This is a genomic window from Exobacillus caeni (assembly GCF_005747095.1).
Lineage (GTDB): Bacteria > Bacillota > Bacilli > Bacillales > Guptibacillaceae > Exobacillus > Exobacillus caeni.
On the sequence record NZ_SWLG01000004.1, the window covers coordinates 212,963 to 232,736 of the forward strand.

At 40.5% G+C, this 19,774-nt stretch carries 21 protein-coding genes; 14 read left to right on the forward strand and 7 right to left on the reverse strand.

Annotation, left to right across the window (positions count from 1 at the left end):
• Positions 1–93 precede the first annotated feature (93 nt).
• Positions 94–837, reverse strand: a complete 744-nt coding sequence (locus FCL54_RS06610) for a TraR/DksA C4-type zinc finger protein (protein ID WP_138124514.1) — start codon at positions 835–837, stop codon at positions 94–96.
• 473 nt (positions 838–1,310) lie between these two features.
• On the opposite strand from FCL54_RS06610, the gene FCL54_RS06615 reads away from it, so the two are divergent.
• A complete protein-coding gene (locus tag FCL54_RS06615; RefSeq protein WP_246055157.1) occupies positions 1,311–1,826 on the forward strand; it encodes a hypothetical protein in 516 nt (171 codons plus the stop codon).
• 201 nt (positions 1,827–2,027) lie between these two features.
• Here the strand turns inward: FCL54_RS06615 and ctaG are convergent, their stop codons facing one another.
• Positions 2,028–2,933, reverse strand: a complete 906-nt coding sequence (ctaG, locus tag FCL54_RS06620; RefSeq protein WP_138124517.1) for a cytochrome c oxidase assembly factor CtaG — start codon at positions 2,931–2,933, stop codon at positions 2,028–2,030.
• 399 nt (positions 2,934–3,332) lie between these two features.
• On the opposite strand from ctaG, the gene FCL54_RS06625 reads away from it, so the two are divergent.
• On the forward strand, positions 3,333–3,518 hold the full coding sequence (locus FCL54_RS06625; RefSeq protein ID WP_138124520.1) for a hypothetical protein: 186 nt from the start codon (positions 3,333–3,335) through the stop codon (positions 3,516–3,518).
• Between the two features lie 132 nt (positions 3,519–3,650).
• On the opposite strand, the gene FCL54_RS06630 is transcribed toward FCL54_RS06625, so the two are convergent.
• A complete protein-coding gene (locus FCL54_RS06630) occupies positions 3,651–3,977 on the reverse strand; it encodes a hypothetical protein (RefSeq protein ID WP_138124523.1) in 327 nt (108 codons plus the stop codon).
• Between the two features lie 568 nt (positions 3,978–4,545).
• Here FCL54_RS06630 and FCL54_RS23850 point away from each other — a divergent pair.
• Positions 4,546–4,698, forward strand: coding sequence for a hypothetical protein (locus tag FCL54_RS23850; RefSeq protein ID WP_171016716.1), 153 nt, complete (start codon positions 4,546–4,548; stop codon positions 4,696–4,698).
• 191 nt (positions 4,699–4,889) lie between these two features.
• Here FCL54_RS23850 and FCL54_RS06635 read toward each other — a convergent pair whose 3' ends face one another.
• On the reverse strand, positions 4,890–5,615 hold the full coding sequence (locus tag FCL54_RS06635; RefSeq protein ID WP_138124526.1) for a DUF421 domain-containing protein: 726 nt from the start codon (positions 5,613–5,615) through the stop codon (positions 4,890–4,892).
• 52 nt (positions 5,616–5,667) lie between these two features.
• A complete protein-coding gene (locus tag FCL54_RS06640; RefSeq protein ID WP_138124529.1) occupies positions 5,668–6,471 on the reverse strand; it encodes a hypothetical protein in 804 nt (267 codons plus the stop codon).
• A gap of 171 nt (positions 6,472–6,642) precedes the next feature.
• Here FCL54_RS06640 and FCL54_RS06645 point away from each other — a divergent pair, with 171 nt between their 5' ends.
• Positions 6,643–7,497, forward strand: coding sequence for a protein phosphatase 2C domain-containing protein (locus FCL54_RS06645; RefSeq protein WP_138124532.1), 855 nt, complete (start codon positions 6,643–6,645; stop codon positions 7,495–7,497).
• A 19-nt stretch (positions 7,498–7,516) separates the two neighbouring features.
• Positions 7,517–7,978: a GNAT family N-acetyltransferase gene (locus FCL54_RS06650; RefSeq protein WP_138124535.1), complete on the forward strand. Its 462-nt coding sequence runs from the start codon at positions 7,517–7,519 to the stop codon at positions 7,976–7,978.
• 173 nt (positions 7,979–8,151) lie between these two features.
• Here FCL54_RS06650 and FCL54_RS06655 read toward each other — a convergent pair whose 3' ends face one another.
• A complete protein-coding gene (locus tag FCL54_RS06655; protein WP_138124538.1) occupies positions 8,152–8,925 on the reverse strand; it encodes a FixH family protein in 774 nt (257 codons plus the stop codon).
• A 188-nt stretch (positions 8,926–9,113) separates the two neighbouring features.
• On the opposite strand from FCL54_RS06655, the gene FCL54_RS06660 reads away from it, so the two are divergent.
• The 9 genes from FCL54_RS06660 to FCL54_RS06700 all read left to right on the forward strand — a co-directional run bounded on the left by FCL54_RS06660 (position 9,114) and on the right by FCL54_RS06700 (position 18,888).
• Positions 9,114–9,704, forward strand: coding sequence for an SCO family protein (locus FCL54_RS06660; RefSeq protein WP_171016717.1), 591 nt, complete (start codon positions 9,114–9,116; stop codon positions 9,702–9,704).
• A gap of 120 nt (positions 9,705–9,824) precedes the next feature.
• Positions 9,825–10,397: a DJ-1/PfpI family protein gene (locus FCL54_RS06665; protein ID WP_138124540.1), complete on the forward strand. Its 573-nt coding sequence runs from the start codon at positions 9,825–9,827 to the stop codon at positions 10,395–10,397.
• 84 nt (positions 10,398–10,481) lie between these two features.
• Positions 10,482–11,303 carry a lipid II flippase Amj family protein gene (locus FCL54_RS06670; protein WP_171016718.1) on the forward strand — a complete coding sequence of 274 codons (822 nt, stop codon included), beginning with the start codon at positions 10,482–10,484 and terminating at the stop codon, positions 11,301–11,303.
• Positions 11,304–11,786: 483 nt separating this feature from the next.
• Positions 11,787–13,232: an NADP-dependent isocitrate dehydrogenase gene (locus FCL54_RS06675; RefSeq protein WP_138124543.1), complete on the forward strand. Its 1,446-nt coding sequence runs from the start codon at positions 11,787–11,789 to the stop codon at positions 13,230–13,232.
• Between the two features lie 278 nt (positions 13,233–13,510).
• The gene (locus FCL54_RS06680) at positions 13,511–14,347 is read left to right on the forward strand and encodes an arylamine N-acetyltransferase (RefSeq protein ID WP_138124546.1); all 837 of its coding nucleotides are present in this window, start codon (positions 13,511–13,513) and stop codon (positions 14,345–14,347) included.
• A gap of 102 nt (positions 14,348–14,449) precedes the next feature.
• Entirely contained in the window at positions 14,450–15,937 is a 1,488-nt protein-coding gene (locus FCL54_RS06685) for a spore germination protein (RefSeq protein ID WP_138124549.1), read from the forward strand.
• An 18-nt stretch (positions 15,938–15,955) separates the two neighbouring features.
• On the forward strand, positions 15,956–17,044 hold the full coding sequence (locus FCL54_RS06690) for a GerAB/ArcD/ProY family transporter (protein WP_138124552.1): 1,089 nt from the start codon (positions 15,956–15,958) through the stop codon (positions 17,042–17,044).
• Positions 17,041–18,129: a Ger(x)C family spore germination protein gene (locus FCL54_RS06695; protein WP_138124555.1), complete on the forward strand. Its 1,089-nt coding sequence runs from the start codon at positions 17,041–17,043 to the stop codon at positions 18,127–18,129. The genes FCL54_RS06690 and FCL54_RS06695 overlap by 4 nt, the downstream gene beginning before the upstream one ends.
• 141 nt (positions 18,130–18,270) lie before the next feature.
• The gene (locus FCL54_RS06700) at positions 18,271–18,888 is read left to right on the forward strand and encodes a hydrolase (protein WP_138124557.1); all 618 of its coding nucleotides are present in this window, start codon (positions 18,271–18,273) and stop codon (positions 18,886–18,888) included.
• Positions 18,889–18,975: 87 nt separating this feature from the next.
• On the opposite strand, the gene FCL54_RS06705 is transcribed toward FCL54_RS06700, so the two are convergent.
• A complete protein-coding gene (locus FCL54_RS06705) occupies positions 18,976–19,689 on the reverse strand; it encodes a class I SAM-dependent methyltransferase (protein ID WP_138124560.1) in 714 nt (237 codons plus the stop codon).
• Positions 19,690–19,774 lie beyond the last annotated feature (85 nt).

Sequence of the window (19,774 nt, forward strand, 5' to 3'; positions counted from 1 at the left end):
ACCCCCGCAAAAATGTGGATAACTTCTAATGTTAAGCAGCATGGTGTTTGGCATTTTTATAAAAGGAAGGTTGCCCCTTACCGACGCAAAATGTTATTCAATTCCTTCAATTTCCGGATTGCCAAGATTTCCGACAACAGACATCGCATCGTTTGCATCTAATTGATCTTCATACTGCTGGTGGTAAAAATTATAAGCGACTCCGGACGGTTCACCATCTATATCGGACGTAAGAAATGCTTCAATATCTTCAACGAAACCAACAGGCTCTTCCGCTTCGATATACATATCTTCGTATTTTAACTTACTTTGAGCAAAAAAGTCTGATGGAGTATCGGATGTTCCGTAAAATGCGACAGATTGCCATGAATCTTCAGCATCAAAGAAAGTGGCATCCAATTCATCGTATTCAAACTCACCAAAAGCTGGTCTTAATATATCCTCTTCAACTGGCCGTTTTAAAGATACAAACTGATCCGGACTGTCTTTCTTACAATGGGTCGTTGTTGGAAGAGCTTCAAGCCGCTCAATCGCTATTGGCTGGCGGCATACTTCACACCGTCCATAAGTTCCGTTTTCGATACGTCCAAGCGCTTCATTTATATCTTTAAGCTCTTTTTCCAGGTGTTCATTCAATGCTACATCTTTCTCACGTTCAAAAAGAGCTGTCGCATTATCAGCCGGATGGTTATCATAATTCGATAATTCGCCCATCGTTTCATTTATATAAGCCTTCTCCAGGTCAAAATGATCGTTTGCTTCAAGCCGGTCATAAAGTTCCTGCTTTGCTTTTTCCAGTTGGTTTTTAAATTGTTGTAGTTGGTTGGAAGTAAGCATAGATATCCTCCTTCCTGTTTTTTATGTTCGTTCATGATTAGTATGGTTATTTTTAAAGATTATTTGTTCTGAAAATGTTTCCTTCTTCGTTAAGATCAATTGGAATAAAATGGACGAATCCTCACTACTTAACAGGCAACCATAAATAAAGCGTTTAATTGTTTTGGTTTACTGAAGGCTCAATTGCATTTTCATCATTCCAGGAAATAGGAACAAGGAAGGAGAATGGTAATGGGTCTAAATGGAAATATTAGTAAAATGGCTGGTTGGAAGTCATGTGAATAGATGGTGGGGAACCATTATTTTTCGTTGATCGGTCTCGTTTTGTGTTCTACAAAGCTGGAAACGGTATAGTTTTTTTCGATTGGGTAGAAAGTTTTACCATTCTAAAAAAATAGACATCCGTTAAATTCCAAGCTTTGTTGAAACGTTTACTATGTTTATTAGTATCTTTGATAGCAGGAGGATTTACCTTGCAACTATTACCGGAAAAGGAATTGGATAACATGCGGAAAAGAAATTCTCCTCTTGAGATATTGTTATGGAGTATCGCTCTCCCGGGGTTTGGACAGGTTTTAAACGGAAAGCTTATAAAAGGTATATTATTTATTTTCCTTGAGATTTTAATAAATGTAAATGCAAAACTTAATCTTAATATCCTTTATAGCTTTCAAGGGAATATCGACAAAGCGATTGAAGTGACCGACTATCAGTGGGCTATGTTTTACCCATGTCTTTATTTGTTCGCTATCTTTGATTCTTATTATGAAGCCCTGAAACAATCAGATCGGTCAATACCTTCCCTGCTTTCTATTCCATTCGTCTCAGCTGTTTACCTTTCTACAATCGGAGTCATGTTTTCTGATACGATTCCGTATATTATTCCGATACCTCCAACGTTTATTCCCTTACTGGCAATGGTGATCGGGGTTTGGATCGGAAACTTCATTCGTCTGTGGATCATCCATAAAAGAAATGTGCAATCATAATTTTGGTGTTGGGGCACCAAAAGCATTAAGCTGCATTCCCTTAGCTTCCCGAGGGCACGACGTGGGAAACCAGCCGCCCGTGGAAGGCGAAATCCAATAAACGCCCCAAAAGAAAAATCCGAACTGATTCGAATTCTAATTGAAGAATTTTGAATCACAGATCGGATTTTCTTTTGGCTAAAACTTTTTGTTCCGGCCGCTTTATGCTTTATTCATTTGAAGATCTGATGCCTTTAATTCCGCAGCATCCTGTTCCCGCTGTTTTCGAGCCCACTGGAAGAAGATATATCCAAGGGCAGAACCATAAACGATTTCCTGAACAATTTTCATTATGATGCCGCCAAGCTGTTGGTCTTCCATCGTATCCATCGGTTTCATCTGGCTGAATAGTTCAGGTGAAACATTAGCACCAGATGGGATGCAATATCCGATCGCATTCGCCCACACGGTTGGATCTGTATAAGAAGCATACAGTGGATGGGTGGCAAAAATAATCAATGCACAGGCTGGCGTTAACAGCACCCCGTCAGCAAAGATGTAGCCCAGTTTTTTTACTCCGGACAACGTATCGAATTCGGGCACTGGAGTAACAACAGGCCACCACATAGCAAACGAAGCAAAGATCAGTACATTTACAAAAATAGTCTGGGCTGTATAGTGTACCATTAAATAGTCAAAAACTTCCGGCAAGTGATAGAGAGAGAAAAGGCCGTTAAACAAAATCAGTGAAATGATCGGGAATGTAAAGACACGGACTAATTTTCCTATAATCTTAACGTTTAAGACAGGACGAAGCATCCATGCCGGCAGTCCTGCCAGGATTAAAGGGGGAGCAACGATATAAACAAGTGCCATTTGAAGCATATGAATGCTCAGCAATAAATGGCCCATGATGTAAAGAGGACCGCCCAATCCCATGTAAAAAATAAATACCCCTAATAAAAACATGAATTTCTTATATACAGGAACCCGGGACGATTCCTTAAAGCTATCACGCCATGGACCTGTGAACATGATGTAAAGGCCAGCAACAAGTATTGCACCAACCATCAGGGCCGGGCTCCAGATGGCGCTAAAACTAAAGTTAGTAGCTAACTGTTCCCACATTTGGAACACCTCCAAAATTGCAAAAACATTAATTGTTTCTTGCTTATTCTTCCAGTATTTCTAATACTCCTCTGGAATATGACAGAAGTCCATAAATAAGGAAACGAATCAATGAATTTAAGCTATAAGACATACTTAGTCCTACTATGTATTGTAGAGGGGAATGAAGCGAATCTCAACTAAAACCCCAAAGTTTGTGTGAAGTATTTGTGAAAAACCGCACAGGGGGTCTGACCCCCAGAAAACTGTGGATAAAAAATCCCTCGTCCAGAATGGGGGGAGTAATCAAAATGTTTTATTTTTTAGGTTATTTTGTCTATTCTTGAAACATTTTATTTGTTAAACTCGTTTATAGGGATGAGAAAGTATTTTAGGTATTCGAATTTAGGGGGAAAAGTAGTGATTTCAAGAGGTTTGGCCATACTGTTCATTGGTGTGGTAGTAGGTGTATGCTGGTTCTTTACGGCTCATTATACAGAAGCGGTGGATAATCCGATCGCTGACAATAGTGGCCATAAGGGATCAGAGTTAGTGGAAATTGTTCCGATTCATACTGAAAGCCAGCAAGTTGCAGACGAAAAATAGAAAAAGAATTTTTCTGAAGGGGATTGACTCAAAAGTGAAGTGCCAGACACCTCCAGCCTTTTTCTTGAAAAACAGACGTTTATCAAGAACTTGTGCTAATCGGAGGCAGTCAGACACTTTTGAGTCAGTCTCTTACTTATGATTTGCTTTTTTCTCGATGGATTCCTCGGTCGCTTCTTCGATCGGATAGTACTCCTTGATATGGTCAATCTGTTCAAGTGCCATCTTGTAAAAACGTTCTTCTTCGAAGTCTCCTGCATAGAAAATATGGCCATTTGATGTTTCTAAAACAAGCTTGACCTGCTGTTGAAGGTTAGTGCCAGTGTCTTCATCAGACAATACAGTTCCTTCTGGAGATGATTCTCTTTGATGTAAGTAAAGCGTTCCTTGTTCGCCGTTTTGCTTTGCTTCTTTTGCGAATTGTACTACTTCCTCTAATGTTTCTGCATAAGTATTCATTACCAGTCCCTCCTTCTGTAAAAGGGTAAAATAGGTTTTCATTCTTTGTATTCCTTTATAGAATAACCATTAAAACATTTTCTTTTCTTGCTGGATAAGCTTTCTAATTTCCATTGGAAAAGATTATGGTATGATGAAAAATAGAGGAGTCTGTTTTTCAGAGAAATGAAAAAGGCCAAACGGGCAAAAATGAATTAGTTATCGTATAAGCGCTGTGTCCCTGATATGCATTCCGTACGGGTTCACAAGCTGATAATCAATATTCTTATAGAAAATAATGCCGTAAATTTTTCTATGCTTTGGAAAGAATTTCGTTAAATTTGTTTCCGAAACTTTCATATTTTTCTGTTTGGCATCTGTACAAGTTTACTATAATAAGTGATATGAAATAGCTGATGAAAGGGGCTAGCCTCTATGTTAAATAAAATAAAAGAACACAAAACAGAAGCTGCCGTAATTATTCTTACGTTTGTTTTACCGTTTCTGGCTGTTGTCATTCTCGGTGGTTTAGCTTTGCTTTCTTAAAATAGACCTCCCCCGGCTTGAATGATAGAAAGGGTGGCGAAACATGGAATTAAGCACGATCTTGTTAGTAATGTCTATTGTTATATTTGTCGTTGTCTTCGGTGCTTTTGCGCTGTTTCTTGTTTTGCTTAAGAAAAAAAGCGAAAAAATGGAACAGGAGCAAGTCATGGATAAAAGGAGTAATGAAGATGAATGAAAGAAATAACCTTCGCCTTTTAATCGGGTTGTTAATTTTCTCTTTATTATGGGGCATCGGATATTGGATCTGGGCATTTATAAAATGAACATTAGAGTCCTTCTCATCAGCGGTGAGGCGGGCTCTTTTTTATTTTCTGGAATGGTTCGTACAACGAAGAAAAGCAATGCAAAGAAACGAGAAGCGAAGTTTTACCTTATTAATGGATAGTCATTATTTATAGGCTCATTGTAAAGGGAAATGTAAAGTTCCCTTTTGTGTGTTATGGAAGCGAAAAAAACTTCCCGAATATCCGAAATCCCATTGGCCTGAAGCTGGTTGAGTACCCAATTTTCAGGCAAGCCAAGAGAAGATAGAACCTCCTGTTGTATATTCCCTTCAAATATAACGGGAAAAGCGATTTTACTTCCGCCTGTGTGTATCCCTAACTCTTGCTTCGTCACAGACGAGGCTTCCGGTTTTCGACTAACAGTTAGTTTTCCGTTTGGTTCAACAAGAGCAAGCTCTACGTCTTCAACGTTAAAGACGCCATTTTCACGAAGCATCGTTAGTATGTTGTCAATGGAATACTTAATTTTGTGCATATTTTCTTTAAGGAATTTCCCGTCTTGAATCACTATGGTCGTTTCAAAAGTTAAAAGCTTGCCGATTGTTTTACTGTTCACCTTTAAAGTTGCTACCAGCTTTTGTAATAAGGCGATGGAAATAACAGCGATAACGGTTGGCATATGTTTAACTTCCGGCTGGCCGATATCAGCTCCCACAACAGAGCCAAGTGTGAGAATCACCAAATAATCAAAAACAGGCATTTCGCCGACCGAACGCTTTCCCATGAACAATGTTATCCCTAACAATAAAGGGAGAATGGTTGCGATTCTTAGAATGACGATAAGGTATTCTTGTATAAAATCGAACATCAAGGCTTCACCTCATTCCTTAAAGTTAGTATGTGAAGCCTTAAATAAATTATTAGTTCGTTATATCCAGCACTTTGCCTGTTTTTGCATCTAACTTTATCTCAATAGAATGAGGAGCGGTTCCGAGAATTGACGAGGAGTGAAATAGCCAGCTGTTTTCTGTAAATGAGTATTCCAGTGTTGGCTCTTCTTTTAATGCCTGATGGTACGTTTCTTCCCCAACCTTTGTCCACTGGTCATTTTGGTTAACATAAAATTGGCCATCCTTTCTTCTGGCAACTTTCTTTCCGGTATGATCGCTTATCCATTTTCTATATTCTTTTTGTTTTTTTACGGTTTCTTCAGCTTTTCTCCAGGAGATAATGTGAGGCCCGCCAGTGATCTTGATCTTCTTCTGGGTTACAGGGGGATCATATTCAGGGTTCGGCCCGGCGGTCTCCAGCTTTCCTTTTAGAAAAACAGCAGTGAGCGTATACTCGTCATCCGGGGCAGGAATAGTTTCTTCCACAAAGAAATCAAGTTCAGGGAGATAGGTCTTTTCAATTGAAAAACTCTTACCCGGCTGCAATGTTTTGTATTGAAGGTTTTCTTCGCACTCTTTATTTGTGTTTTTCTCAACCAAAGCAGCAGAATAGTTTGTTTCGACTGAAAGCTGGATCCCATTCTCACAGCTATCCAGAACCGTAAAGTCGATCGGTTCTTTATCTATATTTTTAACCGTCACGGTCACGTTAATATCATCATCGGTAGAATAAGTGTCTTTATTCGTTTCGAGTGACAGCTCGACCTGTCCGTTATTTTCTGTGCATCCTGTTATCAACAAAATAAAGCAGATTAGTATCGTGAATTTTTTCATCCTGGAATCCCCCTGGTCTTATTCCAAAGTAACTTCGTGATAAATCTATCATAACCTTGAAAGGAAATTTTAGGAAGATAATATTCATTTTATAATTTTACTTAGGGGTAAGCAGGAAATGAGGAAGCTGTTACAGAACTTCAGCAAGAGCAGGCATTAGGAGGGATTTGAGTGAACTATAAAGTCGAAGCTTATACAAGGAAGGGTTCAAACGAATTTAACGAAGATGCCCTTGTACGTAACGAATCTGCCAGAATTTTTGGTGTGATCGATGGGGTGAGTTCGATCGATAAGTATAGAAACAGAAGGGGAGAGACCGGGGGATATATTGCATCGCGGTTACTTAAGCAAAGCCTGGAGAACATAAAGCAGTGTGAAGATTTAGAAAAGGCTGTCGAGCGGGGAAACGAATTGATTCAACGGGAAATGGAAGATGCTCGGATCGATACAGGGCATAAAGAAAATAGATGGGGAGCAGCGCTCGCACTTGTAAAACTAAACGAAGGAAAAATAGAATACGTCCAGTCAGGTGATTGTATGATCCTTGCTGTGTATAAAAACAACCATGTTCGCCCGTTAACCGTTTCTCAGGTTGGCCATCTGGAAGAGCGATCGCTGAATCGCTGGAAAGAAGGAATCGGCAAAGGAATGAAAACAGCATCCGAGCTTTTAGATTATACGCGTGATGTGCTGAGAGAGAACCGCACAAAGAGTAACACTTTAGAAGGATACGGGGTTTTGAATGGGGAAGAAGAAGCCGTGTCATTCCTTGAATACGGTAAAATTAATGCTTATCAAATCAGGTACCTTATCATTCTGTCAGATGGATTATTCCTTCCTGCAAAAGAGAGAGAGCCTGCAGAAGACTGGGAAAGAACTGTTTCGATTATTTCAGAAAAGGGACTGGAGAGGTATGCACGCTGGATCGAAGAAATGGAAGAAGCGGATCCTGAATGCACACGATATATCCGTTTGAAAAAATCGGACGATAAAACGGGAATGGTGATCTCGCTTAACCAAAGATAGAAAACGGGAGAAGGAAAAAATGAATATAATAATTGAAAAAGCCCTGCGAAAAGATAAATCTGTCTTAAAGCAACTGATGGAATTTTATCTTTATGATTTCAGTGAGTTTATTAATATCGACGTGAACGAACACGGGTATTATGGCTATACTTATATTGACCACTATTGGACAGATGAGAACCGCTGGCCTTTTTTTATAAAAGTCGACGGGAACTTCGCAGGATTTGTACTGGTTTTGCAGGATAAAGAAGAATATTATATCAGTGAGTTTTTTGTAATGAAAAGGTACCGCAGGAATGGGGTCGGAAAGCTTGCTGCATTTGAGGCTTTTAAACAGTTCAAAGGGAAATGGATCGTTACCCAGATACTTTCAAATAAGCCTGCACAGCATTTCTGGCGGTCTGCGATCAGTGAGTTTACAGGCGGAGACTTTGTAGAGACGACGGATGAAAATGTCGTTAAACAGGTTTTTGTTTCTTGAAAATAAGGGACATGGAACAGTCGCTAATTGGCCAAAAACTATAACCTAAAAAGGATGTCCTGAATCTCAGCAATTCAGGACATCCTTGTGTTTAAATTTCAGTCAGTTTAGAAGCATTTAAGATAGCCAATCATCTCTATCTTCGGCTAAACTCGCTATTCGAAAGATTTTCTTTACTTTACGGTAACCTGTTGTTCCTGATGTTCATGCGTTTCGCCTTTTTTCACATGGACGGTTACGGTATATTCACCAGATTCTTTAAAGGTTGTGGCAGCTTTATAAGTGCCTTCCTCAGTTTCTTTTGCTTCTACAAAATAATGCTTTTCCTGGCCTTCCTTCCACAGTTCAAAGCTAACTTCGGCCTGTGCATAGGGATGATCATTTTCTTTTAGGTGCGCCATCAGTTCTGTTTCTTTGCCGGATTGAATATTCTCGCTTGCCATGAAGTGAATGTTTATACTGCTATGCGCATGGTGGTCACCTTCATCGTTTTTATCATCTGCGGCTGATTGGTCAGGATTCCCTACGGTTACCTCCTGTTTTGGCATTGTGTGCTGGTCACGCGCGGTTGTATGCGGAACTATATAGTAAATGCCATCTTCTTCAAAGGTAGTAGTTACGGCATATACACCGTCTCCCTTATGATCCGCTTCGATTTTTTCGCTGCTGTCTTCATATCCTTTTTTCCAGATTTCAAACATAACTTCATCTGCATCTTCGACTTTTTCTTCTCCGTAAGTTACAGCAGCTTTAATCGTTACTTCCTCGCCGGGTTTTATGTCTTCCGGTAAATCAACATTGACTTTTAATTGTTTCAGCTCAGTCTCTTCGCCATTCTTACCATCCCCATTTTGTGAGTCGTTATTGGTTGTGCCACAAGCTGCCAGTACGAGCATGCTAAAAATCAACAAACTTGCACCACTTATTTTTAACAGTTTAGTAAACATTTTTGTTTCGTCCCCCCTAATAATTTTGTTAGTGGTATGCTAGATTTAACATATCAAACAAAGCACACTTAATCTTTTTAAAGATGTGAAGATTTGATTAAAGTTTTAAACGTTTTTTATTATTGACAAACCTGAATATTTCTAGTCTTATAGTGTATGGAGTTGAAAATTTTAGGAGGCTTTAAGGAATGATTTCTGTTCGCAATAAAAAAAGTTTGCTGTTTATCAGCATGTTGCTTGTTGGAGCGCTTGTACTCTCAGCCTGTGGCAAGGATGTGCCGAATGATCTTGACTGGAAAGTACAAGATTTTGCTTATACCGATCAAAATGGCAAGGAACTTGGTTTATCAGATTTAAAAGGAAAAGTATGGATCGCTGATTTCATATTCACAAACTGTGATACCGTTTGTCCTCCAATGACAGCCAATATGGCTGAAATTCAGCAAAAGCTGGAAGAAAAGGGACTTGATTATGAAATTGTTTCTTTTAGTGTGGATCCTGAAAGAGATACACCAGAAGCGCTCACAGAGTTTGCCGGGAAGTTTGATGCCGATCTTTCAAGCTGGCATTTCTTGACCGGGTATAAGCTTGATGAAATTGAAGAATTTGCAAAAAACAGTTTTAAAGCAGCGGTTTCCGCAGATCCAAATTCTGACCAGTTCTTGCACGGTACTTCCTTTTACCTTGTAAATAAAGAAGGAACGGTCGTGAAGAAATATAGTGGAGTTTCCAATGTGCCGACGGAAGAAATTGTGGAAGATGTAGCTGCTTTACAATAAGCAAAGCAGGCCTGTTCTTAGGGAACGGGCCTTTTTTTGTTTCCAGTATGTTATAAAATTTCAAAATGACTTTTAGCTTTGTGATAGGATTAAGATATTCATTAGCACAGGGGGAAGCCGATGAAACAGAAAATACTGCTTCTTGTCTATCCGACGTTCAGTGAGTTCGAAGTAACAGTTGTGGCTTCTGTTTTAAAAGAGAAATATAGTATCGAAACAGTAGCATTGGGCAGACAGCCTGTAAAAGGAGAATCAGGCATCACTGTTTTGCCTGATAGAGAGCTGTCAGAAATCAAAAGTGGTGAGTTTGGAGGAATCATCGTTCCCGGAGGAGACCTTTACTATGTGAAAGATGCAGACCGATTGTTTTCGCTCATCAAGGAGTTTCACAGCCAGAAGAAGTTAGTTGCGTCAATTTGTGGTGGAGGTTATGTTCTTGCGAAAGCAGGCCTCCTTGAACATATCCCGTACACGGTGACATTTTCGAAAGAACAACGGCAATTTCTTGGCTGCTTTAACGAGAAAAATTTTACATACAAACCAGTTGTTATCTCTGGAAATGTCATCACCGCCCAGGGACACGCCTACGTCCAATTCGGCCTTGCTGTTGGTGAAAAGCTAAATGCCCTGAAGGAAGGAACCGAAGAATTCTATCTTGGTCAAGGCAATAGAAGGATGGGAAATGGGATCTGACCCCTCTAAAAGTGTGGATAACTTCTAGTGTAGCTGAGAGGTTCAGAGGGGTCTTAAGAGGAGAGGTTTGAAAGGGGGAGGGAGTTGGATTTTCTTACTGGAAAAGTGGTTGTGATCGCGTTGTTTATTTTGTTGATTCATTGCATAGAAACTCTTGCCTATTCTACGAGGATTTCGGGTGCTCGTGTTGGTTTTATTGCTTCCGCTCTGTCCCTGTTCAATTTGATGGTGATCGTTTCCCGCATGGCCAATATGGTTCAACAGCCTTTTACCGGAAGTCTGCTTGATGTAGCGCCTCTGGATAATCGCCTGGATTTTGTAGAAAGCCAGTTTCGCGTCATTATAGGAGCGGCTTCTGTAGGCACGATACTGGGAATCCTGCTTTTGCCGACATTTGTAGCTGTTTTTTCAAGGGCGATCCTTCATTTGCGCATGGAAAAAGGATCTGTCATAGGACTGTTTTGGAAAAGGTTAAAACTATCCTATATAAGAAGAATGATATTGCTGTTTAGGAGTGTATCGCCAGGCGATATAAGATCGATCGATTTTCGTGATATTCCAAAATCGTTATTTTTTACAAATATGGTCGTTACTGCCGTCTATACAATAGGGGTCCTGTCAGCGCTTTATGCTGCACTCCTTGCACCAGACAGAGCGTCTACTGCAATCATGGCTTCCGGTCTGGTCAATGGGATCGCTACCATCCTGTTGGTTTTGTTCGTCGATCCAAAGATTTCCCTCACAGCTGACGAAGTTGGGAAGACTCCCGGCTCCTATATGAGGCTCAGGAACATGACGGCAATGATGGTCCTTGCCCGCTTTTCTGGGACCCTCCTGGCTCAAATACTCTTTATCCCTGGTGCCTATTATGTCGCATGGCTGACAAAATATATTTTTCTTTTTTAAGTGTATAGCCCCATGTCGATGATGACGGGGAATGGATGTGTCGAATGGTTGAAACAAAGGATTTGCAAGACGACAATTTTCATGGGATTTCCCGGGAAATCGTCCGAAAGAATTATTTTGTTACAACTTATGCGGTGAACCAGAGGGTTTAAATTGACAATATAGTTCATCATTCCTATAATAACTTTTGGAAACCGAATCGACTCGTTCTGTTGGTTTTAAAAACAGCTAAACCGGCAAAAGTCTAAAGAGCGTTATTTTTTTCTTTAGGCAACGCCGGCTTTTTGATGTGCAGAACTGTATTCGGTGCACACGTTTTCTCATACTGTCTTTTTAATAAATGCCTTCCTCCGGTTATTACTCTTTAAACAGGGAACATTTTTAATATATAGAGGAATCTTTGTCTTTTGGATGGAAAGCATTTTTACATTAAAAACAGTTTCTAATATGCAATCTGCAACATGAAAAAAGGAGAGGGACCATATGGCAGAAAAAAGACCGATTACTGTTGCGACAGGTGATGGAATAGGCCCGGAAATTATGGAAGCAGTGCTTCATATTTTGGAGCAAGCAGGTGCAGAGATCGATCCGGAGTTTATCGACGTAGGAGAAAAAGTTTACTTATCAGGAAATTCTACAGGGATTCCAGATGAAGCGTGGGAGTCCTTGAGACGTACTAAAGTTCTTTTGAAAGCTCCGATCACAACTCCTCAAGGTGGCGGCTATAAAAGCCTTAACGTAACGATTCGTACGGCGATGGGCCTATATGCGAATGTTAGGCCATGTGTATCTTATCATCCTGTTATCGAGAACAGACACCCTGACATGGATCTGGTTATCGTTAGAGAAAATGAAGAAGATCTTTACGCTGGCATTGAACACCAACAGACTCCAGAAGTTGTCCAGAGCTTAAAGTTGATCTCAAGACCCGGTTCTGAGCGAATTATCCGTTATGCATTTGAATATGCTCGTAAAAACAACCGCAAAAAAGTAACATGCCTTGTAAAGGATAACATCATGAAACTAAGTGACGGTTTATTCCACACTGTCTTCAAGGAAATTGCCGCAGAGTATCCTGAAATCGAAAGCAATCACTTGATTGTAGATATCGGGATGGCAAGAATAGCGGATACGCCAGAACAGTTCGATGTACTTGTGATGCCTAATCTGTACGGAGATATCGCCTCTGATATCGCTGCGCAGATTGCAGGGAGTGTAGGACTTGCAGGCTCTGCCAATATCGGAGAGCAGATCGCGATGTTCGAAGCGATCCATGGAAGCGCACCGGACATTGCCGGCAAAAAAATTGCAAACCCGTCCGGTTTGCTTCACGGAGCGATCATGATGCTTGTTCATATCGGACAGCCAGAAATCGCTGAGGAAATTCACAACGCATGGTTAAGAACAATTGAAGACGGTGTTCTAACCGGTGACATGGCAAAAGGGAAGGAATCAGTCGGAACGTTTGAATTCGCAAGAGCCGTTGTAGAGCGCCTTGGCAAGAAGCCTGAATCAAAGCTGCAGCCGGTAACATACAGCAAAGCTGTGTCTGAAGAAAAGACTGAACCGACCAAAAGCTTAAATTACGATGTGGACCGTAAATTAGACGGTGTAGATGTGTTCTTATGTAACAATGAGCTGTCTGCAAATGAAATAGGTGAAAAACTGGAAGAAATCGCAGGACCTGATTTGAAGCTCATCATGATGACGAACAGAGGGGTTAAAGTATATCCAAACGGATTTTCAGAAACATTTCTTTCCGATCACTGGCGCTGCCGCTTCCAACCGGAAGAAGGGAAAGAAACAACCCATCAAATGATTCGCTCCCTTTTATCCAGAATAGAAGAAGCAGATCTAGATTGGATTAAAATTGAAAATCTTTATACATTCAATGGAAAACTTGGCTATTCGTTAGCTCAGGGACAATAATAAAAAATGGGTTGACTCATAAGTGTCTGGCTCTCTCCGTTTAGCACTTTATTCAGATAAGCATTGGTATAAAGTTTATCTGAATAAAGTGCTGGAGGTGCCTGGCACTTTGCTTTTGAGTCGGCCTTTTTTTGTGCGCTTATCCCTGAATACGCTGCTTAAAGTTTCAAGGATTGTCGGGGTTCGTATTCGAGTTCACCGACAGGAAGAGATAAAAGCTGTCGAATCGTCAAAATAATATGATAAAATGAAAGCGACATCTTACTGGAGGAATCGCAATGACAGTCAAGTACAATAACAACTCTCTTGTTGATACCTATTTGAAACGATTGCAATTGAACCGCGAAATTCCATCCTATCACTATCTTGAAGCACTCGTTAAGCATCATTTGCATTCAGTTCCTTATGAAACGTTCAGCAAATTTTATTATTATCAAACCGCAAAAAATAACGCTTTTGTTCCTTCTTTTGAAACTTTTGTAAAAAACCTGGAGATAAACGGTTGGGGCGGAAATTGTTATACGTTAAATATAAATTTCAAACGGCTGCTTGAGGTATTGGGCTTTGATGTTCACCTGGTTCTCGTATCACCGGGGCATATAGGACTTATGGTAGTCATTGAAAACAGGGCCTTTTATGTTGATGTCGGATATGGTTCGCCGATTATGAAGCCTATTTTTATACAGAACGGAGTCTCTCTTTCTAGATGTGGGGAAGAGATTGTGATCAAGCCTGCAAGTGATAGGAACAGGTTTGTTATAGATAGAAAGTCTAACGGAAAAACGTTTGTCAGCAAAACGATTGTATGGGAACCTGTGGAAGAAGCAGATTTTACAAACGATATTAACGAATCTCATCTCGATCAAGATGAAAACGATATGATGAGAAGAATTACAGCTGTTATTTTTAAAAATCGGAGCACCTATTATTTAAGGAACACAACATTAACAATCTTCGCTGCAAAAAGCCGGAGAATGATCGAGTTTAATGATGAACAACAGTGGATCCAGATGATTGAAAGCACGTATGGCATTCAACCCCAGATTGTCCGGGAGGCAGCAGATTTTTTAAAGGAACGGAATATCACCTTACTATCCGAGAAAAAGAACGCGTGAACCCTCAATCCAGGGTTCATTTTTTTATGCTCTTACGGTTTAAAAGGAAGGCTTAGGGTAAGACTGATTACTATTAATAAACTAGCAAGCGGTGATTCAGCGATGTTCAAATGGTTGAAGAAAAAGAAGGAAACAGGGGTAAAAGAGCTGCCGGATTTAATCGCACTGTTCAGCGAGTCTAAAGATTTTTTGCAATATGAGTTTCCGCAAAATCCTCAGCCGTTTCTTATCTATTACTTGAAAACGATGGTAGACGATAATACGTTGCATCGGGATATTATGCCTTATATCAAAAAAGAATCTGTTCAGACGCTCGAAGATTTAAAAGCGGAAGTTCCGATTGAAAATATTATCATCACTGATGATTTGCAAAAAATAAACGACGGCTTACTACATGGATCTGTTGTAATAAGGCCTGGTAAAGGCGGAAAGGAATGCGCCATTATCAAGGCGCCGGTAAATTTTACAAGAAACGTTTCTGCCCCTGAGGTTGAATTCAGCGTTATCGGCCCGAAAGAAGCATTCGTTGAATCGCTTGATAATAACGTTAACCTGATCCGAAAAAGACTACCCGTAGAAAACTTTAAAATGAAACAAATAAAGATCGGAAAGCTTTCAAAAACAAAAGTCGCTGTGCTTTATCTCGAAGGTATCGCAAACGAGGAAAACGTAAACACCGTTATCCAGCGATTAGAAGATATCCAGATCGATCAGATCAACGATAGTTCTTATCTTGCCCAGCTCATATCCGATAATGCTAATTCCCCATTTCCTCAGCTCATCGATACCGAACGTCCTGACCGGGTGGCGTCGGTTCTTGGGGAAGGAAAAGTAGCTATATTGGCTGATGGGTCGCCTCTTGCCATCATCGGACCGACAACACTCGTTGAGTTTTTTTCTGCATTTGAAGATTATTTTTTAAACTGGATTATCGCTTCTGCGTTCAGGACGATCCGTTTTGTAGCCGTACTATTTTCTTTGTTAATTACTCCTACTTATGTTGCGGTACTGACCTATCATTATGAATTGATTCCAAAAGATCTGATGGCAACATTAATTAGCTCCAGAAGGGAAATTCCGATGCCTCCCATTCTGGAAGCGATATTCCTCGAGCTTGCCATCGAATTGCTTCGTGAAGCCGGCGCAAGACTGCCTACAAAAGTCGGACAGACGATCGGTATCGTAGGAGGTATCGTTATTGGGACTGCCTCTGTTGAAGCCGGATTGACAAGTAACGTTCTGCTCATTTTCGTAGCGCTTGCTGCACTGGGATCCTTTACGACTCCTGTCTACAGAATGAGTAACACGATCAGGCTGATCCGTTTCCCGTTCTTGTTGTTCGCGCATCTCTGGGGCCTTTTAGGCGTAGTGATCGCATTTTGCTTTATGTTGATCCACTTGCTTCGTCTTACTTCACTCGGAAGGCCTATTTTAGAGCCGCTATATCCGTTAAGAATTCCAGATTTAAAAGATGCTTTGATCCGTCTTCCTTTTTCGTTTCAATCAAAAAGGCCAGTACAGCTTCAAACAGAGAACACGATCCGATTTAAAGGGGCGCAGGCGAAAAAGAAAAATGACTTTGATGAATAGAGTACGAGGTGATAGAGAGTGCATGCGAAAGTCGAAGAGCAGTTTAAAATATCTCCATACCTGGTCTTCTTTCTTGTTCACTCTATCCAATTGGGTGTTGGAATTCTGGGTTTTCAGCGGGTTGTCGCGAAGACAGCACAGCAGGATGCATGGATTTCCGTTATTCTTGCTGGTGCCAGCCTGAACATTGTGTTATGGCTGATGTATCGCATCCTTCGCAATAAAGAGGGAGATGTGATCTGGATACAGCAGCAAATCTTTGGGAAAATGATCGGCGGCCTGCTCGGGACAGTATGGATCGTTTACTTTCTGGCAATGTCAGCCACCGTTTTAAGGACGTATATCGAGGTTGTCCAGGTATGGATGTTTCCTAAAATGGAAACCTGGGCATTGAGCCTTGCCTTTTTAATTCTTACCTATTATTGCCTGGCCGGCGGTTTTCGGGTGGTGGCGGGTATTTGCTTTTTTGGCGTCGTCTTGCCTATGTATCTGATCCTTGGGATTCTTTTTCCATTAGAATTCGCTCATTTTTATAACCTGCTTCCGGTAATGAACCATTCTGCAAAAGACATTCTGTTGTCTGCAAAAGACATGTCGCTTAGCTATATTGGGTTTACAACCCTTTTTATTTATTACCCGTTTATAAAAAATCCTCAGAAGTCATACAAATGGGCTCAGTTTGGCATTTTGTTTACAGTGTTGATTTATTTAATGGTTATGGTAACGACACTTGTTTTTTATAGCCAGGAACAGCTGGAGAAGTTAATCTGGGCCACATTAACGGCATGGAAAATCGTGCAGTTACCTTTTGTAGAACGCTTTGAGTATATCGGGATTTCCTCATGGGCGATCGTTGTTCTTCCGAATATTTGCCTTAGTGTATGGGCTGCTGGAAGAGCAGCCAGATCGCTTACTAAAATGAAGCAGCGACCGTTGACCCTCTTCTTTCTGTTGCTTATTTTCATTGCAACCATACTCCTTAAAGGACGGACGGAAATCGATGTGTTGAATGATATGGTCGGAAGGGTTGGCTTCTATATTATCTACGGGTATATTCCTTTTTTGTTTATCGTTAATCTCATCTATGAAAGAGTGAAGCATAAATGATGAGTAAAAAAAATAAGAAGGTCTTAATGTTCTGCCTCTGTTTATCTTTGCTTTCTGGTTGTGTCCAGCAAGAAATCGTGGACGATATCAACCTGTTAACTGCGATAGGATACGATCTAGAGGAAGATGATAAAGTGATAGGCACAGCGGTTGTTCCGGTATATGATGCAGAAGGAAAGGTTTCCAATATCGTCTATGAAGCGGAAACCAGGGCAAGCAAAGAGTTGAGGAGTAAATTTAACGCCGAATCACCGGATCCATTCGTGAGTGGAAAGCTTGAAGTTGCCCTATACAGTAAAAAATTGGCCGAACAAAAAGGGATTATCAAATTGATCGATGCACTGGAGAGGGATCCTAGCATAGGAAGTCGAGTCTTTCTTGCGGTCGCCGCCACAGATGTTTCGGAAATGATCGAAGCGAAGTATGGAGATATCGATACGGGGCGCTATCTTTCAGAAATTCTGGAGCATAATTCAGATCGGGGAATACTGGCTGAAACTAACTTTCATAGCTTTATATATTCATATCATGCGATCGGTGAAGACCCGTTTCTTCCACTGTTGGTTCTAAACGAAGATAAAGTGAAAATCGACGGAATAGCACTGTTCAAGAAAGATAAAATGGTAGGAAAACTGAGTGATGAGTACCTTTTTACGTTCAAGGTATTAAAACAGAAATTCAGTACGAACGATGTCTTTACCGTTAATTTAAATGATGACATTTATGCTTCCGTATTCAACATCAAATCCAGGAGAAAGTTTTCTTTTGAGAATCTGAATGAGGTCCCGGAAGTAACGATCCATTTTTCCATCACTGCGATTATTAAAGAATATTCAGGCACTAACATTACTCCTGCTGTTATAAAAGAAATTGAAGCACGAATGGAAAAAGACCTGAAGAAAAAATCGGAGCATATCATTTCAAAAATACAGGATTTAAACGCCGACACGCTCGGAATAGGAAGAGAAGTAAGAGGCCGAACAAGAGATAAGTGGAGTAACAAAAGGTGGGATGAGCTTTATCCTTCTATAAAAATAAAAGTAGTTCCAGATGTAAAGATCAGGGAAACTGGGGTTGTAGAATAAAAAACGATAGAAAAAGTATAACTTGGGCAGGAACTCTCGTGATGATTGTGTAAACTTAGTAGTGCCAGTAACCAAAATTAAAGGGTTTCTTTTTGCAGAGCCTTTTAATTTTATCTAAGAACAACGAATGGGAGGGTGAAAATGGGCTCAAGAATAATGCACCTGATAACGGCAGAAAGGGTATTTCAAAAGTCAGGGATGCCAGAAGAAGATCGAACAGCATTTTTAGTCGGAAGCATTGCTCCGGATGCGATTCAACCGAAAGATGGTTTTCACTTTTATATAGGAAGCGTAGAAAATGGAACAAGGGATATCGATTATAACTGGTTTTTAACATATGTCGGAAAGGAAATATCCCATCCTTTTTGGAGAGGATATCTTTGCCATCTGGCTACAGACCGTATCTGGCTTCATTCTTTTTACCATGCGTGGCTAAAGAAACGCCTTGACGACGATGAGAGTGTTCTAGATACTTATCATCACGATTTTAGACTTTTGAACGGAAAACTTATCGAGCATTATCGATTGGACATGTTAAAAGAAACGCTTCCTAAAAAATTAACAGGCCTACCATTGGAGAGGAAGCATTGGGGACACCTCATTGATTTTATCGAAGAAACAAGACGGGATTTTCTTTATACGGAGAAACAGCTAAATGAATCTCTCCAGGTATTTACATTTGAAGAGATAACCCGTTACATAGAAAACTCAGCGCAAGAAACACTTGGCCATTTACCAGATAAAGTGGCATGGGACTAGAAACGGTCCGGCTGCATTCCGTCTTTGTGTGCCTTTCTCAACGAGGAAGGTTTAACTAAAAAGGAATGCAGCCGGACTATTTGTTTTTTACTTTATACATTTATAGATCCGGAAACCGAGGCGGGTTCCCATTTTTTCCATCAAATTAATATGTTCCATCCATTTTGTATAAAGTGAAAAGTCCATCAGTTTTCCAAAATCGAATTCTGAGATCGAATCAATCGATTTTTGCCTCACCGATTCCCTGTTCAAGACCTCCGTAACCGTCAGCCCGGCATCTTGAAGGTAGTTGATCCATTGCTCCTCTGAAGGAACTTCCTGGATGCCGTAAACTCTCTGGATCTCTGCCAGTTCGGCTGCTGAAAACCAGTCATTGGCAGTCATCTCTAAATTCAAAAGTATTCCTCCAGGCTTTAACACACGAGCGTATTCGTTTATAGATTTTTTAATTGTTGTAAATACAGTTACGGATTCTATAAGTAGGATATCAAAGGAATTATCGTTAAATGGCAGCTGTTCTGCGTTTCCCTGGACTAGCGCAATATCAAGTTGTTCGTGATAGAAGCGCGCCCTGGCTTTTTCAATCATCCCGGGATGTATATCTAAAGCAGTAACATTGGAACCGTACGTCTTTTTAATAAATGCAGATGTTTGCCCTGTTCCGCAGCCAACATCAAGTAATCGGTGTTCTGGCTTAATCGTTATCGTTTGTAGCAACTCGATCGTTAACGGCATACCTCCAGGGTGGGCCCCGCCTATGCCGAATGAGGCTAAAAAGTCTAAATACGGGTTGTTGACCATTGTTTCCTCTCCTCACAAATCATTTATACGTTAGAGTATGCAGATTCCCCCTGGTTGTTTAGCCTATCTTTTGTACTAATGTTTT

Bases quoted from the DNA above. Each gene is read 5' to 3' on its own strand.
- FCL54_RS06650 (WP_138124535.1), top strand. From the start codon at position 7,517: ATGAATATAATAATTGAAAAAGCCCTGCGAAAAGATAAATCTGTCTTA.
- FCL54_RS06655 (WP_138124538.1), bottom strand. From the start codon at position 8,925: ATGTTTACTAAACTGTTAAAAATAAGTGGTGCAAGTTTGTTGATTTTT.
- FCL54_RS06680 (WP_138124546.1), top strand. From the start codon at position 13,511: ATGACAGTCAAGTACAATAACAACTCTCTTGTTGATACCTATTTGAAA.
- FCL54_RS06635 (WP_138124526.1), bottom strand. From the start codon at position 5,615: ATGTTCGATTTTATACAAGAATACCTTATCGTCATTCTAAGAATCGCA.
- FCL54_RS23850 (WP_171016716.1), top strand. From the start codon at position 4,546: ATGGAATTAAGCACGATCTTGTTAGTAATGTCTATTGTTATATTTGTC.
- FCL54_RS06610 (WP_138124514.1), bottom strand. From the start codon at position 837: ATGCTTACTTCCAACCAACTACAACAATTTAAAAACCAACTGGAAAAA.
- FCL54_RS06665 (WP_138124540.1), top strand. From the start codon at position 9,825: ATGAAACAGAAAATACTGCTTCTTGTCTATCCGACGTTCAGTGAGTTC.
- FCL54_RS06630 (WP_138124523.1), bottom strand. From the start codon at position 3,977: ATGAATACTTATGCAGAAACATTAGAGGAAGTAGTACAATTCGCAAAA.
- FCL54_RS06705 (WP_138124560.1), bottom strand. From the start codon at position 19,689: ATGGTCAACAACCCGTATTTAGACTTTTTAGCCTCATTCGGCATAGGC.
- FCL54_RS06640 (WP_138124529.1), bottom strand. From the start codon at position 6,471: ATGAAAAAATTCACGATACTAATCTGCTTTATTTTGTTGATAACAGGA.
- FCL54_RS06700 (WP_138124557.1), top strand. From the start codon at position 18,271: ATGGGCTCAAGAATAATGCACCTGATAACGGCAGAAAGGGTATTTCAA.
- FCL54_RS06660 (WP_171016717.1), top strand. From the start codon at position 9,114: ATGATTTCTGTTCGCAATAAAAAAAGTTTGCTGTTTATCAGCATGTTG.
- ctaG (WP_138124517.1), bottom strand. From the start codon at position 2,933: ATGTGGGAACAGTTAGCTACTAACTTTAGTTTTAGCGCCATCTGGAGC.
- FCL54_RS06675 (WP_138124543.1), top strand. From the start codon at position 11,787: ATGGCAGAAAAAAGACCGATTACTGTTGCGACAGGTGATGGAATAGGC.
- FCL54_RS06695 (WP_138124555.1), top strand. From the start codon at position 17,041: ATGATGAGTAAAAAAAATAAGAAGGTCTTAATGTTCTGCCTCTGTTTA.
- FCL54_RS06685 (WP_138124549.1), top strand. From the start codon at position 14,450: ATGTTCAAATGGTTGAAGAAAAAGAAGGAAACAGGGGTAAAAGAGCTG.